General features: G+C 64.4%; 19 protein-coding genes. 9 read left to right on the forward strand and 10 right to left on the reverse strand.

Annotated elements, in window-relative coordinates:
• Positions 1-20: 20 nt before the first annotated feature.
• Positions 21-701, forward strand: a complete 681-nt coding sequence (locus tag ABIB73_RS03690; protein ID WP_354222549.1) for a hypothetical protein — start codon at positions 21-23, stop codon at positions 699-701.
• On the opposite strand, the gene ABIB73_RS03695 is transcribed toward ABIB73_RS03690, so the two are convergent.
• A complete protein-coding gene (locus tag ABIB73_RS03695; protein ID WP_354221518.1) occupies positions 698-1,063 on the reverse strand; it encodes an ArsC family reductase in 366 nt (121 codons plus the stop codon). The genes ABIB73_RS03690 and ABIB73_RS03695 overlap by 4 nt on opposite strands.
• Positions 1,064-1,174: 111 nt before the next feature.
• On the opposite strand from ABIB73_RS03695, the gene ABIB73_RS03700 reads away from it, so the two are divergent.
• The 3 genes from ABIB73_RS03700 (at position 1,175) to ABIB73_RS03710 (ending at position 3,181) form a co-directional block, all read left to right on the forward strand.
• Complete coding sequence (locus tag ABIB73_RS03700) at positions 1,175-1,546, forward strand: tRNA-binding protein (RefSeq protein ID WP_354221520.1); 372 nt, start codon at positions 1,175-1,177, stop codon at positions 1,544-1,546.
• Positions 1,547-1,762: 216 nt separating this feature from the next.
• On the forward strand, positions 1,763-2,395 hold the full coding sequence (locus ABIB73_RS03705) for a TetR/AcrR family transcriptional regulator (protein WP_354221522.1): 633 nt from the start codon (positions 1,763-1,765) through the stop codon (positions 2,393-2,395).
• 3 nt (positions 2,396-2,398) lie between these two features.
• Entirely contained in the window at positions 2,399-3,181 is a 783-nt protein-coding gene (locus ABIB73_RS03710) for a sulfite exporter TauE/SafE family protein (RefSeq protein WP_354221524.1), read from the forward strand.
• Positions 3,182-3,184: 3 nt separating this feature from the next.
• On the opposite strand, the gene ABIB73_RS03715 is transcribed toward ABIB73_RS03710, so the two are convergent.
• The 3 genes from ABIB73_RS03715 to ABIB73_RS03725 all read right to left on the reverse strand — a co-directional run bounded on the left by ABIB73_RS03715 (position 3,185) and on the right by ABIB73_RS03725 (position 5,842).
• Positions 3,185-3,889 (reverse strand): glutathione S-transferase family protein, encoded by a 705-nt coding sequence (locus ABIB73_RS03715; protein ID WP_354221526.1) that lies wholly within the window; start codon positions 3,887-3,889, stop codon positions 3,185-3,187.
• A gap of 75 nt (positions 3,890-3,964) precedes the next feature.
• The gene (locus ABIB73_RS03720; protein WP_354221528.1) at positions 3,965-4,630 is read right to left on the reverse strand and encodes a DUF429 domain-containing protein; all 666 of its coding nucleotides are present in this window, start codon (positions 4,628-4,630) and stop codon (positions 3,965-3,967) included.
• A gap of 27 nt (positions 4,631-4,657) precedes the next feature.
• Complete coding sequence (locus ABIB73_RS03725; RefSeq protein WP_354221530.1) at positions 4,658-5,842, reverse strand: serine hydrolase domain-containing protein; 1,185 nt, start codon at positions 5,840-5,842, stop codon at positions 4,658-4,660.
• A gap of 246 nt (positions 5,843-6,088) precedes the next feature.
• Here ABIB73_RS03725 and ABIB73_RS03730 point away from each other — a divergent pair, with 246 nt between their 5' ends.
• Positions 6,089-6,637, forward strand: coding sequence for a hypothetical protein (locus ABIB73_RS03730; RefSeq protein ID WP_354221532.1), 549 nt, complete (start codon positions 6,089-6,091; stop codon positions 6,635-6,637).
• Between the two features lie 31 nt (positions 6,638-6,668).
• Here ABIB73_RS03730 and ABIB73_RS03735 read toward each other — a convergent pair whose 3' ends face one another.
• The 4 genes from ABIB73_RS03735 to ABIB73_RS03750 form a co-directional block, all read right to left on the reverse strand.
• A complete protein-coding gene (locus ABIB73_RS03735) occupies positions 6,669-7,361 on the reverse strand; it encodes a GNAT family N-acetyltransferase (protein WP_354221534.1) in 693 nt (230 codons plus the stop codon).
• A gap of 4 nt (positions 7,362-7,365) precedes the next feature.
• Entirely contained in the window at positions 7,366-7,713 is a 348-nt protein-coding gene (locus tag ABIB73_RS03740; RefSeq protein ID WP_354221536.1) for a Lin0512 family protein, read from the reverse strand.
• A 264-nt stretch (positions 7,714-7,977) separates the two neighbouring features.
• Entirely contained in the window at positions 7,978-9,642 is a 1,665-nt protein-coding gene (locus ABIB73_RS03745; RefSeq protein ID WP_354221538.1) for an acetolactate synthase large subunit, read from the reverse strand.
• 1,064 nt (positions 9,643-10,706) lie between these two features.
• On the reverse strand, positions 10,707-11,585 hold the full coding sequence (locus ABIB73_RS03750; RefSeq protein ID WP_354221540.1) for a LysR family transcriptional regulator: 879 nt from the start codon (positions 11,583-11,585) through the stop codon (positions 10,707-10,709).
• A 100-nt stretch (positions 11,586-11,685) separates the two neighbouring features.
• Between ABIB73_RS03750 and ABIB73_RS03755 the strand changes: the two genes are divergently transcribed.
• Positions 11,686-12,756 (forward strand): alkene reductase, encoded by a 1,071-nt coding sequence (locus tag ABIB73_RS03755; RefSeq protein WP_354221542.1) that lies wholly within the window; start codon positions 11,686-11,688, stop codon positions 12,754-12,756.
• Between the two features lie 87 nt (positions 12,757-12,843).
• Here ABIB73_RS03755 and ABIB73_RS03760 read toward each other — a convergent pair whose 3' ends face one another.
• Together ABIB73_RS03760 and ABIB73_RS03765 are read right to left on the reverse strand one after the other, a co-directional pair.
• Positions 12,844-13,488 (reverse strand): O-methyltransferase, encoded by a 645-nt coding sequence (locus ABIB73_RS03760; RefSeq protein ID WP_354221544.1) that lies wholly within the window; start codon positions 13,486-13,488, stop codon positions 12,844-12,846.
• A gap of 23 nt (positions 13,489-13,511) precedes the next feature.
• Positions 13,512-14,093 carry a PadR family transcriptional regulator gene (locus tag ABIB73_RS03765; RefSeq protein ID WP_354221546.1) on the reverse strand — a complete coding sequence of 194 codons (582 nt, stop codon included), beginning with the start codon at positions 14,091-14,093 and terminating at the stop codon, positions 13,512-13,514.
• Positions 14,094-14,282: 189 nt separating this feature from the next.
• Here ABIB73_RS03765 and ABIB73_RS03770 point away from each other — a divergent pair, with 189 nt between their 5' ends.
• From ABIB73_RS03770 to ABIB73_RS03780, 3 genes are read left to right on the forward strand one after another with little or no spacing between them, the layout of a single operon-like run.
• Positions 14,283-14,966 (forward strand): GntR family transcriptional regulator, encoded by a 684-nt coding sequence (locus ABIB73_RS03770; RefSeq protein ID WP_354221548.1) that lies wholly within the window; start codon positions 14,283-14,285, stop codon positions 14,964-14,966.
• Positions 14,963-16,225, forward strand: coding sequence for a dicarboxylate/amino acid:cation symporter (locus ABIB73_RS03775; RefSeq protein ID WP_354221550.1), 1,263 nt, complete (start codon positions 14,963-14,965; stop codon positions 16,223-16,225). The genes ABIB73_RS03770 and ABIB73_RS03775 overlap by 4 nt, the downstream gene beginning before the upstream one ends.
• Positions 16,225-17,265, forward strand: a complete 1,041-nt coding sequence (locus tag ABIB73_RS03780; protein ID WP_354221552.1) for a GntG family PLP-dependent aldolase — start codon at positions 16,225-16,227, stop codon at positions 17,263-17,265. The genes ABIB73_RS03775 and ABIB73_RS03780 overlap by 1 nt, the downstream gene beginning before the upstream one ends.
• Positions 17,266-17,297: the final 32 nt, after the last annotated feature.

A 17,297-nucleotide genomic window follows, 5' to 3' on the forward strand; every position in this document is an offset into this window, starting at 1 on the left:
ATTTTCCCGCAGCAACGATTATGCGCGGGTTTCTAGCCGCCGGGAATATTGTTTTGGATTTTACAAGCGCCGCTCCCCCCATCGTCAAGTCGATCAAGCAGCGTGATCTACTCAACACGTGGCTGCGACTTTATGCTCGCCAGCAGATTGCGCCGGCGATCTGGGAGTATCAGCCCGCGCGGCTCGAGGAAGAGCTGTCCGATCTCATCTACTACACGGTGGACAATTCGACGCCGACGCCGCGCCTCACCATTCAGAGCGAGGGCTCGCGCATCTCTCGCGCCTACGGGCATACCGGCAAGGGGATTCTGCTGGACGACTATGTCGGGCCGCGGCTCGCGCCCTTCGTGATGCCGGTCTATCATGAATGCGTGGCGCGCGGCCTTCCAGTTTATAGCGTTGCCGATGTCGACGACGTCTACGGACGCGTCGTCGCCTATGAACGGCTGCTGCTGCCTTTCCTCACCGACGACAAAGTCAGCCACATCGTCGCCTCGCTCAAGACCTTCTGCGAAGACGGCGGCTTCGAAATCAAGAATCTGATGCGCGGAAATGACGCGCTGCCGCGCCCAAGACTGCGAGCCGTGATCGACCGCCACCTTTTCCATCGCACGCCCGGCCGCATCGCGGCCGCTGAATTGGTCGAATTCGCCGATCAGCCTGGTTCGAGCGTCACCACCGAGATCATCGAGCTGAACTAGCTCTTGCGCGATTTAGCGCCGACTTCCTTCTCGTAGATATCCGGCTTGAAGCCGACCAGGAGCTTGCCGCCGATTTCCAGCACCGGCCGCTTGATCATCGATGGTTGCGCTAGCATCAACGCCAGCACCTTCTTCTCTGTCAGGCCTTCTTTGTCGGCGTCGGGGAGCTTCTTGAAGGTCGTGCCGGCGCGGTTGAGCAGCGTCTCCCAGCCAAGCTTGTCGCTCCACTGCTTGAGCTTGTCCTTCTCCACGCCCGCAGCCTTGTAGTCGTGGAACTCGTAGGCGACGCCATGGGTGTCGAGCCAGCTGCGCGCCTTCTTCATGGTGTCGCAGTTCTTGATGCCGTAGATGATGTTGGGCAAGACGTTCCTCGCGCATGCGTCGTGTGGTGCTGTGGCCGTGGCGTTGTACGAAACTCCGGTTCGCGCGACAATATTGCGAACGAAACTGAGAATTCCCTGGACGGACACATCATGCACGTCACCCACGATCCCGCCGCCGTCGCTTCCCCGACCATCGACTTCAACAGCTTTCTGGCGATCGATATCCGCGTTGGCACCATCGTTGACGCCAAGCTGTTTCCGGAGGCGCGCAAGCCGGCCTGGCGGCTGTGGATCGACTTCGGACCCGCCATCGGCGTGCGCAAGAGCTCGGCGCAGATCACAGAAAACCATCCGCTCGAGACTCTCGTGGGACAACAGGTCGCGGCCGTCGTGAATTTCCCGCCGCGCCAGATCGGACCGGTCGTCTCCGAGGTGCTGACGCTCGGCTTCCCCGACGCCGACGGCAAGGTGGTGCTGATGCAGCCGAGCAAGCCCGTGCCGAACGGCGGGCGGCTGTTCTAGCCTCAGCGCAAGGGCCGGCTGTCGTCGCCGTCGACGACCCGCCATTCGCCAGATCCTCTCCTGCCTCCAGGGGTTCCGGCCGCCCGGGCTTGACCCAAATCCATTTCGCGCTTAAAAACGACTGACTAATCGTTTTTTATTATGGCCATCTAGCAGGGTTCTATCGGCCTCAGATAAAAAAACGATCGATCTGTCAGTTATTTATGGACCGAGCGGATGCCCAAGATCAGCGACAAGAAGCGTGAAGACCGGCGCCAGCAGATCCTCGAAGCCGCTCTCGCCTGCTTCGCCGAGAACGGTTTTCACCAGACCGGCATGGCCGACATCGTGAAGCGGTCCGGGCTGAGCCACGGCGCGGTCTATCTCTATTTCCAGAGCAAGGACGACCTGATCGAGGCGCTCGCCGACGACCGGCATCGTCGCGAGGCCGTGCTCAACTCGGTCGCGCAGGGATCGGGGGATCCGATCGAAGGACTGCACGCGTTGACCCGCGTCTATGCTCAGTGGCTGACCGATCCCGCAGGCGAGGCGCGGCGGCGCGTCGGCATCCACGGCTGGGCCGAGGCACTGCGCAATCGCCGCGTCCGCGCCAGTGTCGTCGAAGGCATCGACATACCGCGCGCGTTGATCGTGGCGCTGGTCGAGCGCGCCCAGCACGACGGCCTGATCAAACGCGACCTCGGCGCGGATGCGATCGCGCGCATCCTGATCGCGATCTTCCAGGGCTTTGTGCTGCAGAAATGCTGGGGCGAGGATTTCGACATAGACGCCTGCATGACGGCCGTTGGTCACGTGATCGAAGGATTTCGCACGACGAAGCCGGACGTCAGGCGACGAACCAGGGCGTGAGCGATGTCCGGGATGCACGAGCTGCTTGCAGGAATCGGCGTCGGTCTCGTCGGGGGACTGACATCGGGCTTCATGGGCACGAGCCCGGGTGGCGGCCTCGTGATCTTCTGCGTACTGCTGCTCGGCGCGGAGCAACACATCGCCCAGGGCACGTCGCTGATCGCTCAGGTGCCGCCGACGGGCCTTGCCGGCGTGCGCCGCTACTGGCACGGCGGCAATCGGAGCCCGCTGCAATGGATCATCTGGATCGGCATCGGATTTCTCGTCGGTGGCGCGGGCGGCGGCTATGTGGCAGCCGCCGTCACCGACGCGATCCTGCAATGGACTTATGTCGTCTACCTCGTTGCGCTGATCGCTGCGCTGGTTCTGCGCCGTGAGCGCAAGGACGGCGGCAGCGAAGCCGGCGATCAGGACAAGTTGCCCTGGCTCCCCCTTCTCCTCATCGGCATGCTTGCCGGCTTTTCCTCCGGCTTCATGGGCATCGGCGGCGGGCTCGCGATCACGGTTGGCCTCGCCGCGGGCTTGCGCGTGCCACAGCACCAGGCGCAACTCGTCAGCCTCATCTTCTCGGTGATCCCGACCAATATCCCGGCGGCCTGGATCTACTGGAGCAAGGGGCTCATGGTCGGCTGGCCGGCGATCATCGGCATTCTTGCCGGCCTCTGGGTCGGCACCGATCTCGGCGCACGCATGGCCAATGGTGTCAGCAAATCCGTGCTGCGCCGAACAATGATCGGCCTCGTCTCGCTGATGGCACTCTACATGGCCCACAAGGCGCTGACCTGATTTTCACGGCCGCTTTGGAATGTTGAGCCCGCGCTGCACGGCCGGACGCGCAAGGCCCCGCTCGAGCCAAGCCGCGACCGACCTGAAGTGGCTGAATTCGACGAGATCGCCGGCGCCGTAGAACCCGATGAGGTTGCGCACCCAGCCGAGCATCGAGATGTCGGCGATGGTGTAGTCGTCATCCATGAACCATTGCCGGCCGGCGAGATGTGTCTCCATCACGCCGAGCAGACGCTTCGACTCGTTGACGTAGCGCTCGAGCGGCCGCTTGTCCTCAAAATCCTTGCCGGCGAATTTGTGGAAGAAGCCGACCTGGCCGAACATCGGCCCGATGCCGCCCATCTGGAAATGCACCCACTGGATGGTCTGGTAGCGGCGCGCCGCATCCTGCGGCAACAGCCTGCCGGTCTTCTCTGCGAGGTATTGCAGGATCGCCCCGGACTCGAACAACGGCAGCGCCCTGCCGCCAGGACCATTGGGATCGAGGATCGCGGGGATCTTGCCGTTCGGATCGAGCGAAAGGAATTCCGGCGTCTTCTGGTCGTCCTTGCCGAAGTCGACGAGATGGACCTCGTAGGGCAGCCCGATCTCCTCCAGCATGATCGAGACCTTGACGCCGTTCGGCGTCGGCAGCGAATAGAGCTGGAGCAGCTCCGGATGCTTGGCAGGCCAACGCTTGGTGATGGGAAAGGCGGAGAGATCGGACATCGGGACCTACAATCTGCTGTTGAAGCGCATTTAATCTAGGCAAGGCGCGGCATGACGCAAGGCTCAATACAAGGCTCAATAATTGATCTCCATCCGCAATCCGCGCGGATCAATCTCGTCGCCGCCGACGCACTGCGTGCTGTCACGCGCAGCGACCGCGCAGGCACAGGCATCGATGAGATCGTCGCGGCCGATACCGGTGCCGTGGCGCTGGGTCAGCCATCTCGGCAGGCGCGTGAAGCCGCGTTGCTCCAGGAGCGCGATGCGTTGCTCGCGGCCTTGCGCCGATGTCTTGCTGTCGAGCCGCACGCGGCCAGCGAGATTCCAGAAGATCAACTCAGGATGCGCCTCGCCGACGATTACTTGCCGCGCCGGCGTCATGATCTCGTCGACGTCCTTGATCTTGTCCCTGATGTTCCAGAGCTGAGACGATACACCCCTGCCCTTGCCTTCGTGCTCCCAGTAGTAGCGATTGGCCGCAGCCATGTCGGGAAATGTCCAGAGGTCGCGGCGCGCGCCGAGAAACACGGCGGGGCCGACCAGCTCGCGGGCGCGCAAGTCACACGCGCGATAGCCGCTTATGTTCAATCCGATCGGCATATCGATCATCGCACGCGCATGCGGCATCGCGAGCAATCGCGTGAGGCCCGACGAATAATCAAAGCCGTGATCGCCGCGCTCGTCGATCCAGGCCGCGACCCAACCGAAGCGAAATCCATCGAGACCGAGATAGGTTGGCACGTTCTGATCCCCGACGGCCCCTACGTATCAGCCTCCAACCGCCTGATAGGCCAACCGCTTGAACTCGAAGAAGAACGGATTCCAGAAACCCATATGGCGCTGGGCCATCAGGACGCCGGCGGTATTGGCCTGCGGGCAGATCCACCAATGGGTGCCGGCAAGGCCGCCCCACTGGAATTCGCCGGTGGAATTTGGGGGATCGAAGGCCGTCGGCGCGAAGGTGACGGCGCCGCCAAGGCCAAAGCCTTTGCCGGGCATCGGCCCGAGATTGGCGAAGCGGATGGTCTGCCCCGAGGGCAATTGATTCGTCATCATCTGCCGCAGCGTCTCCGGTTTCAGCAGCGCATCCGGCCCGGGCACCAATGCGCGCACGAGCGCGAGCATGTCCGGCAGGGTCGAAACCAGGCCGCCGCCGCCCGACAGCCGCGGGAACGGCCGCCGATAGGCCTGCGGATAAGGCAGGTTGTCCGCCCGCGTGAGGCCCGGCTTCATCGGATCGAGCACGTCGGCGCCAGTGTAGTGAGCAACCAGCCTGCCCTGCTGGGCCTCAGGCACCGAGAAGCCGGTATCAGTCATGCCGAGCGGATCGAAAATGCGCACCTTGAGGAACGCATCGAGAGATTTGCCGGAGACGACCTCCACGACGCGGCCGAGCACGTCGGTTGCAACCGAATATTCCCAGGACGTGCCGGGTTGATAGGACAGCGGCAGGTCTGCGAGCTTGTCGATCATGTCGGTCAGCGGCGTCAGCGGATTGAGCACGCGCGCGTCGTTGTAACCCCTAAACAGCACGGTGCCGGGATCGAAGATGCCGTAGCTGAGGCCTGACGTATGGGTCAGGAGGTGCCGGATCGTGATCGGGCTTTTCGCGGGCTCGACATCGGTGAGGCTTGCCGCGCCCTGCTTCAGCACCCTGCGATTGCCAAGCTGCGGCAGGAATTTCTCGATCACATCGTCGAGCCTGACGCGGCCCTCCTCCATCAGCAGCATGATCGCGCAGCTGACGAAGATCTTGGTGTTGGAAAACGCACGGAAAATGTGGTCGGGCCGGAGCGCGGTTTTCGCCTCGCGGTCGGCAAAGCCGACGCATTGTTGATCGACGACCTCACGCCCACGCAACACGGCCCAGGACACGCCGGGGATGATTTCCTGATCGACGTAGCGCTGCATCGCCGTCCGCACGGCGGAAAAATCAGTCGTCCTGGCGTCCATGGATTGTTGCCTCCCTGACTTGGTTGACGTGGATATAACGACGAATCGGCCGCGGGGAAGCCCGCCCTCAAGACAGCTCGCCCGCGCGGACAACGCCGAGATTTTTGTTTCGCCGCGTGTTCGTCCCGGCGCGAGCAACACAACGAAAACCGCAGCAATCCTTCCGGCAAGACCTCATTAAGCGCGCGACCTTTAGCCTCACACCCATGTTCAGCGCATCTTCAACTTCACCAGGGGTGCCCCACAATGACCTCGATCTCAGCAACGTCCACCAGTTCTTATTCCCCGCTCGACCGCCTCAAGAGTGAACTGACCAAGGAAGTCTCGGCGGGCACCATCAGTTCAAGCGACGAGTCGGCGCTGTCGTCCGCGCTCGACGACATCGATTCGTCGCTCAAGAGCGGCGCATCGAGCTCGAGCTCTTCGTCGCCTCCCTCGTCCGACGAGATGCAGTCCAAGATCGACAACCTCATCCAGAACGAGGTGTCGAGCGGCAAGCTGACCAGCGACCAGGCCAGCGAGTTGAAGAACGTGTTCTCCAACACTTTCTCCAATAGCGCAGGTGCCCCGCCTCCGCCGCCGGATGGAAGCAGCGACTCATCGAGCACCAGCAGCACCGATTCCACCTCCTCGTCCGACTCTTCGTCCAGCTCGTCCTCCGCCAGCACTGCGGAGCTGATGAAAGAGCTGATCTCGCTGCTTCAGACCGCGACCAGCCAGTCGACCTCCTACAGCTCCAGCGGCAGCGCCTCGGCCTCCTCCGCGAGCTCGCTGCTCGTCGACTACCAGAGCTAAAACCTGCGGCCCGGTGCGCGCCACCGGGCCGTCATGCCTGCTTCATCAGCACAGTCACGTGCAGGCGACGGCGGATGCGCATGCCCTGCCGCTGATAGAGTGCGATGGCGGATGCGTTGTTGGAAAACACGTGCAGGAACGGAATTTCGCCGCGCGCCTCGATCTGGCGCGCAATGGCCGCGAGCAGCCCCTGCGCATAGCCACGACCGCGATGTTCGGGATGCACACAAATCGCGGTCATCTCGGTGAAATTGCCCGGCTTCATCCGCTCGCCGGCCATCGCGACCAGTTCACCGCCGGCGCGGATACCGAGAAACGTGCCGAGCTCATGCGTTCGTGCGGCGAACGGACCGGGCTTGGTCAGTGCGGTCAGCGCCGTCATCGCGGGAACATCGGCAGCGCCAAGCGTGACGATCTCGGCACCACGCAACGGGCTGTCGGCGGGTGAGCCGATCATCTGCTCGCCGGTCTCGGCGAGCACGACCTTGAAGCCATCGGGTGGTTCGACGGCCTCTGGCGTGAACAGCGCGGCGACCTGCGATTCCGATAAGAGATCGCCGAGCGCGGCAAAGCTTGCCGCCGACATGTCGACCATGTCGGCAAAGGGCGTCATCGTCACGGGATAGCGCAGCGCGCGCGGGCCGCCTTCGGCCAAAGCCTGCTGACGCGTCGTCAGCGCGCTCCAGATCGGACGATCCAGCAGCGTCAGATCAGTGTCAAACACCGGCCTAGTCCTTGTCGAAGCTGACGATCACGGCCGCATTGGCGATGAGGATGGGGTCGTTGCCCTGTTCCGCGGCCGAGGGAATCTCCATCCCGCCCTTGACCGCATTGACGGTGACGGTGCCGTACGGCAGCTCCTTGGCAACCGCCTCTTTGTCGACAGCTTCGGGATTCGGCACCGCGATGGTGACATCGACGAACATGTCGTTCGCAGTCTTGCCGATCATCCGGAAAAAGCCGAGGCTCGAATGCCTGATCGCATCCGACACCGCACGCTTCGCCGCCTTGGTGGCGTCCTTGCCGTGAACGTCGACGCCCATGCCCATCTCGGTGATACAGCGAACGCGAGTCATTTCATATTCCTGTGGTTGGTTGGATGATCGATGACGTCCGCGATCGGTGATCGCGGCACAAGTGAGCTTGTTCCTCCCGTGTCCCGGACGCGCTGCAACGCCTTAGCGTTGCGGCGCAGAGCCGGGACCCAGGATGGCACAAGGTTCGCTGATACATGCGCCCCGTCTCTGCAGCGCACCGCCGAAGGGGCGCTGCGCTGCGTCCGGGGCACGAGATTGCAGTTTTGCATGCGCCGCCGTTTCAACGTCGTCATTGCGAACACATCACGCCTTCGACTTCTCCCGCGCCCGGAGCTCATCGACCAGCACCCGCACGTTCTCCGAATAGTCGATCGGGACCGAGACCAAGTGCACGCCGCCCTCCTTGAAAGCTGCGTCGAGCGTCGGCGCGAAGCTGTCGATGCTCTCGATCCGATGCCCCTTGGCGCCATACGCTTTCGCGTACAGCGCAAAATCGGGATTGCCAAAGGTCATGCCGAAATCGGCGAAATGATCGACGGCCTGCTTCCAGCGGATCATGCCGTAGGCATGGTCTTCCAGCACCAGCACCACCAGATTGAGCTTGAGGCGGACGGCGGTCTCCATCTCCTGGCTGTTCATCATGAAGCCGCCGTCGCCGGCGACCGCGAGCACGCGGCGATCCGGATAGAGCATCGCAGCCATCATCGCCGACGGCAGGCCGGCGCCCATCGTCGCCAGCGCGTTGTCGAGCAGCAGCGTGTTGGCGACGCGGGTGCGGTAGTTGCGCGCAAACCAGATCTTGTACATGCCGTTGTCGAGCGCGACGATGCCGTTCTCCGGGATCACCTGACGGATATCGTGCACGATACGCTGCGGCGTCGGCGGCCAGCGCGCCTCGGTAGCGCGGTCGGCGATATGGCTGAGGATCTTTTCACGCAGCGGCAGCAGTGCTGCGGCCTGCGGCAGCTTGCCTTCGATACGGTCAGCCAGGAGCTCCAGGCTCGGGCCGACATCGCCGACGACCTCCGCATCGGGGAAATAGACCTGCTCGACGCTCGCCGGCGTGTAGCTGACGTGGATGACCTTCGGCCCCGACGGCCCCATGATGAAGGGCGGCTTCTCGATCGGGTCGTGGCCGATCGCCACGATCAGGTCGGCGGCGTCGATGGCGTCGTGAACATAGTCCCGCTCGGACAGCGCGGCGGTGCCCATGTAGAGATTGGTGCCGCCGGGCACGGTGCCCTTGCCCATCTGCGTCGTGAAGAACGGAATGCCGGTCCGCCGCACGAAGCTCGCGATGCCGTGCGTCGAACGTGGGCGGCTGGTCGCAGCCCCCATCATCACCAGCGGGTGTTTTGCGGCCAGGATCATCTCGGCGGCGCGGTCGAGCGCGGCGCGATGGGCGACCGGAATTTCGATCGGATGGGTCGGGATCACCGGAACGGCAGGCACCTCATCGCCCGCGATGTCCTCGGGCAGCTCGAGATGCACGGGCCCTGGCCGCTCCTCCATCGCCACGCGGAACGCATCGCGCACCACGGTCGGAATGCTCGAGGCGCTGATGATCTGCCGCGACAGTTTTGTCAGCGGCTTCATGGTCGCGACCACATCGACAATCTGGAAGCGCGCCTGCCGGCTGCTCATGATCGGCTTCTGGCCGGTGATCATGATCATCGGCATCGCGCCAAGATGCGCATAGGCGGCGCCTGTGGACAGATTCAGCGCGCCCGGACCAAGGGTCGACAGGCACACGCCCGGCCTGCCGGTCAGCCGGCCATGCGTGGCCGCCATGAAGGCGGCGGCCTGCTCGTGGCGGGTCAGAATCAGCTCGATGCTGGAGTTGCGCAGCGATTCCACGAAATCGAGATTTTCCTCGCCGGGGACGCCGAAGATGCGGTCGACAGCTTCATTCTCCAGCGCCGCGACGAACAGATCCGATCCCTTTGCCTTGCGCTCCTGCCCGCTCATGTCGCCTCCCGGTCACGATGTCGGCTCCCGCTTTGGTCGGGAACCTCACGCGCATGGTAACCGCGTGGCGCTCAGGCACAACTCACAATGCGGCGCGCTCACAAGGGCGCACGATTTTCTCCGCATTGTCGTCCCGGCCAGGTGCGCAATTGCATCAACACCGTCATTGCGAGCGCGGCGAAGCAATCCGGACTGTCGCCGCGGAAAGACTCTGGATTGATTGCCTCGCTGCGCTCGCAATGACGGAGTGTGGGTGGCAGCATTCGTCCCTCTTGTGCCCCGGACGCAGCGCAGCGCTTCTTCATCGGTGCGCTGCAGAGCCGGGGCCCATGCAGCCGCGATCTGCGCGGTTTTCTGGGTCCCGGCTCTGCGCAGCAACGCCAACAGCGTTGCAGCGCGTCCGGGACACGAGCCCTTGTTCGACAATTGACACACCTTCGCATCCTCGCGGCATGTTTCGCCCGAGCTTTGCTTCGTCACTTCACCCTCCGAAATGAAAGAGGGCGCAGGGAAGGCCGGGAGCCGGCTGGCTCCCATGGACCGCTATGCCAGAAGCAGATTGCGCTACAATGCACAGCGGGAAACAGGGCAACCGGAAGCATCCCGGCCTTCCCTGCGCGGATGGTTGGAACGGCTTATGTCGCGCTCTCCCCGGGGAGCGATGCACTATTGCCCCCGTCGTCTTGCAGATCACTGATGCGCGCGCCCGGTCGGGCCACCCACATCACCGCAAGACTTGGCGCACAGACTCCGGGCGCCAGGACCACACGATTTTGCCGTACGCAAGCCGCACCGGTCGTGTGCGCGACGCCTTCGCTCACGGTCGCCCGCCCTGCGAAGCCCTTCGCGCCGATGTGGCCTGCGTCCACCGCCGCCCGGCCCGCGTTCGTGACGATCGCGATACGCCCCTCTTCCTCGGGCCGGAGTGGGCGCAATATCCGCCAATTCCGCATTTCGGTAAAGTGGAATATTTTCGCGGCTATGCATTGACCGACAATTTGGGTGTTTTGCCCGCCGGACACCGCAAGGGATTGTGGCGACGATGATGGCCGCTTTGCCCGACGTCACGTTCCCCGTCCCAGACGAGACTGAAGGAATTCGATGAAACGCTGCGTCTTGGCCGGCAACAGGCGCGTCGCGGTGATCGCATAGACGGAGATCGGAGATGCCTGCCATTTCGGCAGCACGCGATGCAGACGGCCGCGCGCCAGATCATCCGCCGCGATCGCCTCGGACAGCAGCGCGATACCCTGGTCGTGGATTGCCAGTCGGCAGATCATGCCGACGCTGTTGAGCGTGAAGCGGCCCTTCACGGCGACATCCAACTTCTTCGTTCCGGAATGCAGCGTCCAGGATGCCGCCCGCGGCATGCACAGGCACTGGTGACGGGCGAGGTCGGCCGGCTCGCTCAGTTCGCCGGCCTGCTTGAGATAGCCCGGCGAGGCATAGAGGTGGGCCGGCACGCGCGCGAGCTGGCGCGCAATCAGGCCGGAAACAGGAAGCTCGCCCATGCGGATCGCGACGTCGAATGGCTCAGCCACGAGATCGACGCGTCGCGGCGTCAGGTCCAGCTCGAAGCTGATGCCCGGATAGCGCCGGGCGAAGTCCGCAAACAGCGGCGTGAGGTAGATGGCGGCAAAATCCACCGGCAGCGAGACGCGCAGCATGCCGCTCGGCTGCGCCACCATCTCGCCAAGCTGTTCATGGGCGAGACGCGCCTCCTCGACGATGCGCATCGATCGCTCGAAATAGAGCTGCCCGGCCTCCGTCAGCTCGATCTTGCGCGTCGTGCGGTTGAGGAGCCGCAGCCCAATCGCCTTCTCCAGCGCGCTGATGCGACGCGACAGCGTCGAGTTCGGCACGCCGATCACCTCGGCCGCCCGGCGAAAACTCCTGGCCTTTGCGACCTCCACGAACAAGGCCATGTCGTTGAGGTACTCCATCCCAATTGCTCCAATTATGGATCAGTAATTCCCATTTTCCGTGCCTTTATTCCATTTTTGATCGATACCACATTGAGCTCGACAAATGGAGAGCATCCTCATGAATCCGCTATTCACCCCGGTCAGCGTCGGCCACCACAAGCTTCGCAATCGCCTGGTCATGGCGCCAATGACCCGCTCACGCGCCGACGATGGCGGCGTGCCGGGCGATCTCGCCGCGACTTATTATGCGCAGCGCGCCAGCGCTGGATTAATCATCAGCGAGGGCGTCTTCCCGGCCGCGACCGGCAAGGGCTATGTGCGTACGCCCGGGATCGAGACGGATGCACAAGTGGCCGCATGGAAGCGCGTCACCGACGCCGTGCACGACAAAGGTGGCCGGATCTTCGTGCAGCTAATGCATTGCGGACGCATCTCGCACCCATCAATGCAGCCCGGCGGCGGCCTTCCGGTCGCGCCCTCCGCGATCAAGCCGGCCGGTCAGGCCTGGACCAACGAGGGACTGAAGGATTTCGTCACGCCGCACGCGCTGAGCACAAGTGAGATCGCCGATGTCGTCGCAAGCTACGGCCGGGCGACGCGCCGCGCGCTGGAGGCCGGGTTCGACGGCGTCGAGTTGCATGGCGCGACCGGTTATCTGCCCGAGCAGTTTCTCTCATCCGGCAGCAACCAGCGCGACGACGCCTATGGCGGCCCGGCCAAGAACCGCGCGCGCTTCGTGCTGGAGGTGCTGGAGGCGATGACGGCTGAGGCCGGCGGCGAGCGCGTCGGCATCAAGCTTTCACCGGAGATGGGCTTCAACGACATCGTCGATGCCGTGCCGCAGGAGACCTACACCTATCTCGTCGACCAGCTGCGCGGCTTCAATCTCGCCTATCTGCACGTCGCCCTGTTCGGCGCCAAGGTCGACTATCATGCGCTGCTGCGGCCGCGCTTTGCCGGAGCCTATCTGCTCGGCGGCGGTCTCGACAAAGCCGCGGCCGAAGCCGCGCTGACCGGCGGACGCGCCGACGCTGCGGTGTTCGGCACGACCTTTCTCGCCAATCCCGATTTGCTGGAACGCTTCCGCGAGAATGCACCGCTGAATGCGCCGGACAAAGCGACTTTCTATAGGCCCGGCGCGGGCGGCTATACGGACTATCCGGCCATGCGCACCACTGCCAACGCCTAGAGCAAACCGCGATGGCCGCCTGACGGAATCAGCGGGTGGGTTCGCCGAAAGCGTAACCCACCCTGCGGACCGCCGGCACTGTTTTGCTCACTTCACCTTCAGCGACAGCTCCGTGCCGCCCTTGAGCGGCAGTGTCATCGAGACGAAGCCGTTTTCGGGATCGCGGATGAAGGCGAGATAGTCGGGCTCGGCATTGTCGTTCATGACGTAGCCGCCGACGAGGAGCTGCGGCGCGACGATCTCGATTACCTCGCGCGCCAGCGAAGGAGCTCCCTCGCCCGGCCAGCCGTCGATCAGCACGAAATCGACCGGGCCGCCGAGATCGCGCAGCGTTTTCCGCGCGTCGCCTTCGCGGATCTCGGCGTAGTCGGCCAGCCCCGCCTCGGCAAGGTTGCGCTTGGCGGTTTCGACCTTGGCCGGCACGATCTCCGAGCCGATCACGGTGCCGCCGCCATTGTCGCGCACGGCCGCGGCAAAATAGAGTGTCGACAGGCCGACCGAGGTCGCGAATTCCGCCACGCGCGTGGCGCGCAGGCCGCGGCACAGCAGGTAGATCAACTCGCCCTGCTCGGGATGGATCGAAAAGCCCTGCTCGGCATAGGCGTGAGGATCGCGGCTATTGAACGAGCCGCGCGGTCCGCCGCCGGCCGGCCGCTGCCGCGCGCCTTGCATGCGTGCGATGACGGCATTGACGCGCGGGTCTTGAATCGGGCTGTGAGGCCGATCATTCATCTCTTGCTTCCTTTGCAGTCCGTTCACTTGCCAAGGATTTCCGTGGCGGCGCGGTCCAGAATCCCGGCGATCCGGCGCGCTTCGGCGGAATCGCTGCCGTGCTTCGCACGCAGCGCGCGCTTGAGATTGTGGCGAGCCCGGTGCAACTCATCGGAAGCATCCGCGTCGAGATCGCTGACGCCGGCAAAGGCCTCGCGCACCTCATCCATGCGACGGCCGATCCGCGACAGCGCCTGAAGGATCGCGTCCGCCGTGGTGCGCTGCTCGGCGAGATACGCCTCGCCCTGCGGCGTGATGCTGTAGAGCTTTCGGCCGCCATCCTGCTCGACGCTGCTGTGGCCGACCTCTTCGAGATAGGTCAGCGCCGGATAGATCACGCCGGGGCTCGGCGTGTAGAAGCCGTCGGAGCGCTCCTCGATGATCTTGATCAACTCATAGCCATGCGCCGGGTTCTCGGCGAGCAGCGCCAGGATCACGAGCTGGAGGTCCTGCGAGGACAGCCGCCGCGCGCCCGGAAAGTCGTCGCCGCCGCGCCCGAAAAAGCCATGCCCGCCGCGGCCGAAGCGATGCCGCCCGCCGTGCCGGCCCATGGCAAAGAACGCCATTCGAAAATCCCTGTGGTCTCGATTCTTGTGGAACATTATCGTACGTCTCCATTGAAAGATATATCGTAAGATACGTTTTGAGATAACGGATGCAAGACACGAGGCCGTGACTGCCCCTAATCACCCCATTCCATTGCGAAATCCGGTCCAGGCTTGACATCCATCTGACATGTCGCTGGTATGTCAGCTATGCCCACCACCGCCCTCGACCGCGACCGCGCCTACACCCTGCTCCGGGACCTCGTCATCTCCGGCGAATTCGCTCCCGACGAGCCGCTCTCCGAACGCAGCCTGTCGAGCCGGCTGGCGCTGGGACGGACGCCGGTCCGCGAGGCGCTGAGGGCGCTCGCCAAGGACGGCCTGCTCATCATCCATCCGATGCGCGGCACGTTCGTGCGGCAGATGTCGTTCGATGACCTGCGCGAGATCCACGAATTGCGGCTCGCGCTCGAAGGCATGGCGGCCTATCTCGCGGCGACGCATGGACCGACCGAGCCGCTGCGACATTGCGCGGAAGAGCTGCGCAGGATCCAGTTGCAACCCACTCTCGATATCGAGGAGGCGCAGCATGTCGGCTGGGCCTTCCACGACGACATGTTCCGCGCAACCGGCAACGACCGGCTTGCACAGGCCTACGACAATCTGCGCGCGCAGAGCGGCCTCGCGCTCCAGAAGATACGACAATACAGCGTCGACCGGACGCGTCAGGCGGTCACCGAACATCTCGACATCTACGCCGCGATCGAAGCGGGCGACGCCGACGCCGCGCAGCAGCGCATGTGGCGGCACCTGTCGTCGGCCTTCGAGGCGCGCCTGAGCGCGCTCGGCGCATTCCGCACGCAATATCCCGGACAAGGAGATCATCAGGCATGAGCTGGCGAGTCATCAGGCCGTTGTTCCAATTGCCACTCGTGTTTCAGATGCTGCTCGGCCTGGCCCTCGGCCTCGGCGTCGGGCTGATCTGGCCGGATTTCGGCGCGAGCCTGCGCCCGATCGGCACCGCGTTCGTCGAAGCGGTGAAGATGATCGTCATCCCCATCGTGTTCACCTCGGTCACGCTCGGCATCTACCGGATGGGGCGCGAGCTCAACGTGCTCGGCCGCATCGCCGCGATCAGCCTCGGCTATTTCTACGTCGCGACCGTGATCTCGATCGTCATCGGCCTGCTCCTTAACGCCGCCTTCCATCCCGGCGCCGGCGCGCCGCTGGCTGCGACCGGCAAGGTGCCGCAAAATCTCGCGGTGTCGGTCGACTGGATCAAGTTCTTCATGGACATGATCCCCTCCAACGTCGTCGCCGCGATGGCCGAGCAGAAGATTTTGCCGACGCTCGTTTTCGCCATCCTGTTCGGCCTCGCGGTGGCGTCGGTCGGCACGGTCGGCAAGCCCATGATCGCCGTGCTGGAGGCCGTGATCGCCGCGATGTTCAAGATCACGCGATGGATCACCAACCTCGCGCCAATTGCCATCTTCGCGGTCATGGCGTGGCTGTTCGCAACCCAGGGGCTCGCGACCGTCGTTGCGCTCGCAAAGCTCGTCGCCGTGATGTATCTCGGGCTTGCGATCATGGTCGTGGTCTTCTGGCTGATGCTGCTAGCGATCGGCGAGAAGCCGATTGCCGTCACGCGCGCGGTGATGGAGCCGATGATCCTGGCCTTCTCCACCCGTTCCTCGGAAGTGACGCTGCCGCTGCACATGGAAAAGCTGCGGGCGATGGGCGCCTCCGAGCGCATCGTCTCGGTGGTGTTGCCGCTCGGCTACGCCTTCAACCGCGACGGCGCCATCATGTATTTCGCGCTCGCCGTCACCTTCCTGGCGGAAGCCTATGGCGTGACGCTGACCTGGTCGACGCTATTCACCATCGTCATGGTCACGACCATCGCGAGCAAGGGCAGCGCCAACGTCCCCTCCGGCGGGCTCGTCGCCATCGCCATGGTGCTATCCGCGATCGGGCTGCCGATCGAGGCGCTCGCGATCATCGCCGGCGTCGACGCCTTCCTCGACATGGGCCGCACCGCGATCAACGTGTTCGGCAACACGGTCGCGGTGAAGCTGGTCGAGCGGTTCGCCGGCACCGAGCTGGTGGACGAGGTGCAGCCGGCGACGACCGCATTGCGCGTGCAGGACGCGTGATGGTGATCGACCAGTCCTATATTGACCTGCGCAGCGACACCGTCACGCGTCCGACCGAGCTGATGCTGGAGCGCATGCAGCGCGCCCCGCTCGGCGACGACGGCCGCGAGGGTGACCCGACCGTTCGTGAGCTCGAGGCGCGCAGCGCCGAATTGACCGGCAAGGAGGCTGGGCTGTTCGTGCCGAGCGGCACGATGGGAAATCTGCTGGCGCTGCTCGCCCATGCCGAGCCCGGCGCGGCGATCGTTGCCGATCGCGGTGCGCATCTCCTCAACTCCGAGATCGGCAGCGTCACGCGGATCGCGGGACTGGTGCCGAAGCCCGTACCGGGCCATCGCGGCGCATTGGATGAGACCGCGCTTGCGGAAGTGATCCGGACCTCCGGCGCCTCCGGCCGGCCCGGCCTGATCGCGATGGAGACGACGCATAACGGCGCCGGCGGCGCCGTGCTGCCCCTTGCGCATATGGCGCAGATTCATGCACTCGCGCAGGCCAACGGGATTGCCGTGCACCTCGACGGCGCGCGCCTGTTCAATGCATCCGTCGCACTCGGCGTGCCGGCGGCGCGCGTCGCGGAGCATGCCGACAGCGTGATGTTTTGCGTGTCCAAGGGCCTGAGTGCCCCGGTCGGCAGCCTGCTCTGCGGCTCCGGCGAATTCATCGCGAAGGCGCGCGGCTTGCGCAAGCTGGTCGGCGGCACGATGCGCCAGGCCGGCATCGTTGCGGCTGCGGGCCTGGTGGCGCTGGAGACAATGATCGAACGGCTGCGCGACGATCATGCGGTGGCAAAGCAACTGGCCGGCGCGCTGACCTGGCTCGACCCGGCGCTCGCCGATCCCGATCACGTGCAGACCAACATTCTGCGCATCGACGTCTCCGCGAGCCGGCGCGACGCCGCCGCATGGGCCGAGGGCATGAAGCAACAGGGCATTCTGGTGCAGGCGAGCGGCGCCGGCCAGTTGCGGCTCGTCACCCACCGCCATATCGACGAGGGCGCGGTCGACCGCACCATCGCCGCCTTCACCGCGCTGGGGCGCTAGGACATTGCAAGCCCGGCGCGCCGTGCTATCGC

It is taken from the genome of Bradyrhizobium sp. F1.4.3 (genome assembly GCF_040548375.1).
Classification (GTDB): Bacteria; Pseudomonadota; Alphaproteobacteria; order Rhizobiales; family Xanthobacteraceae; genus Bradyrhizobium.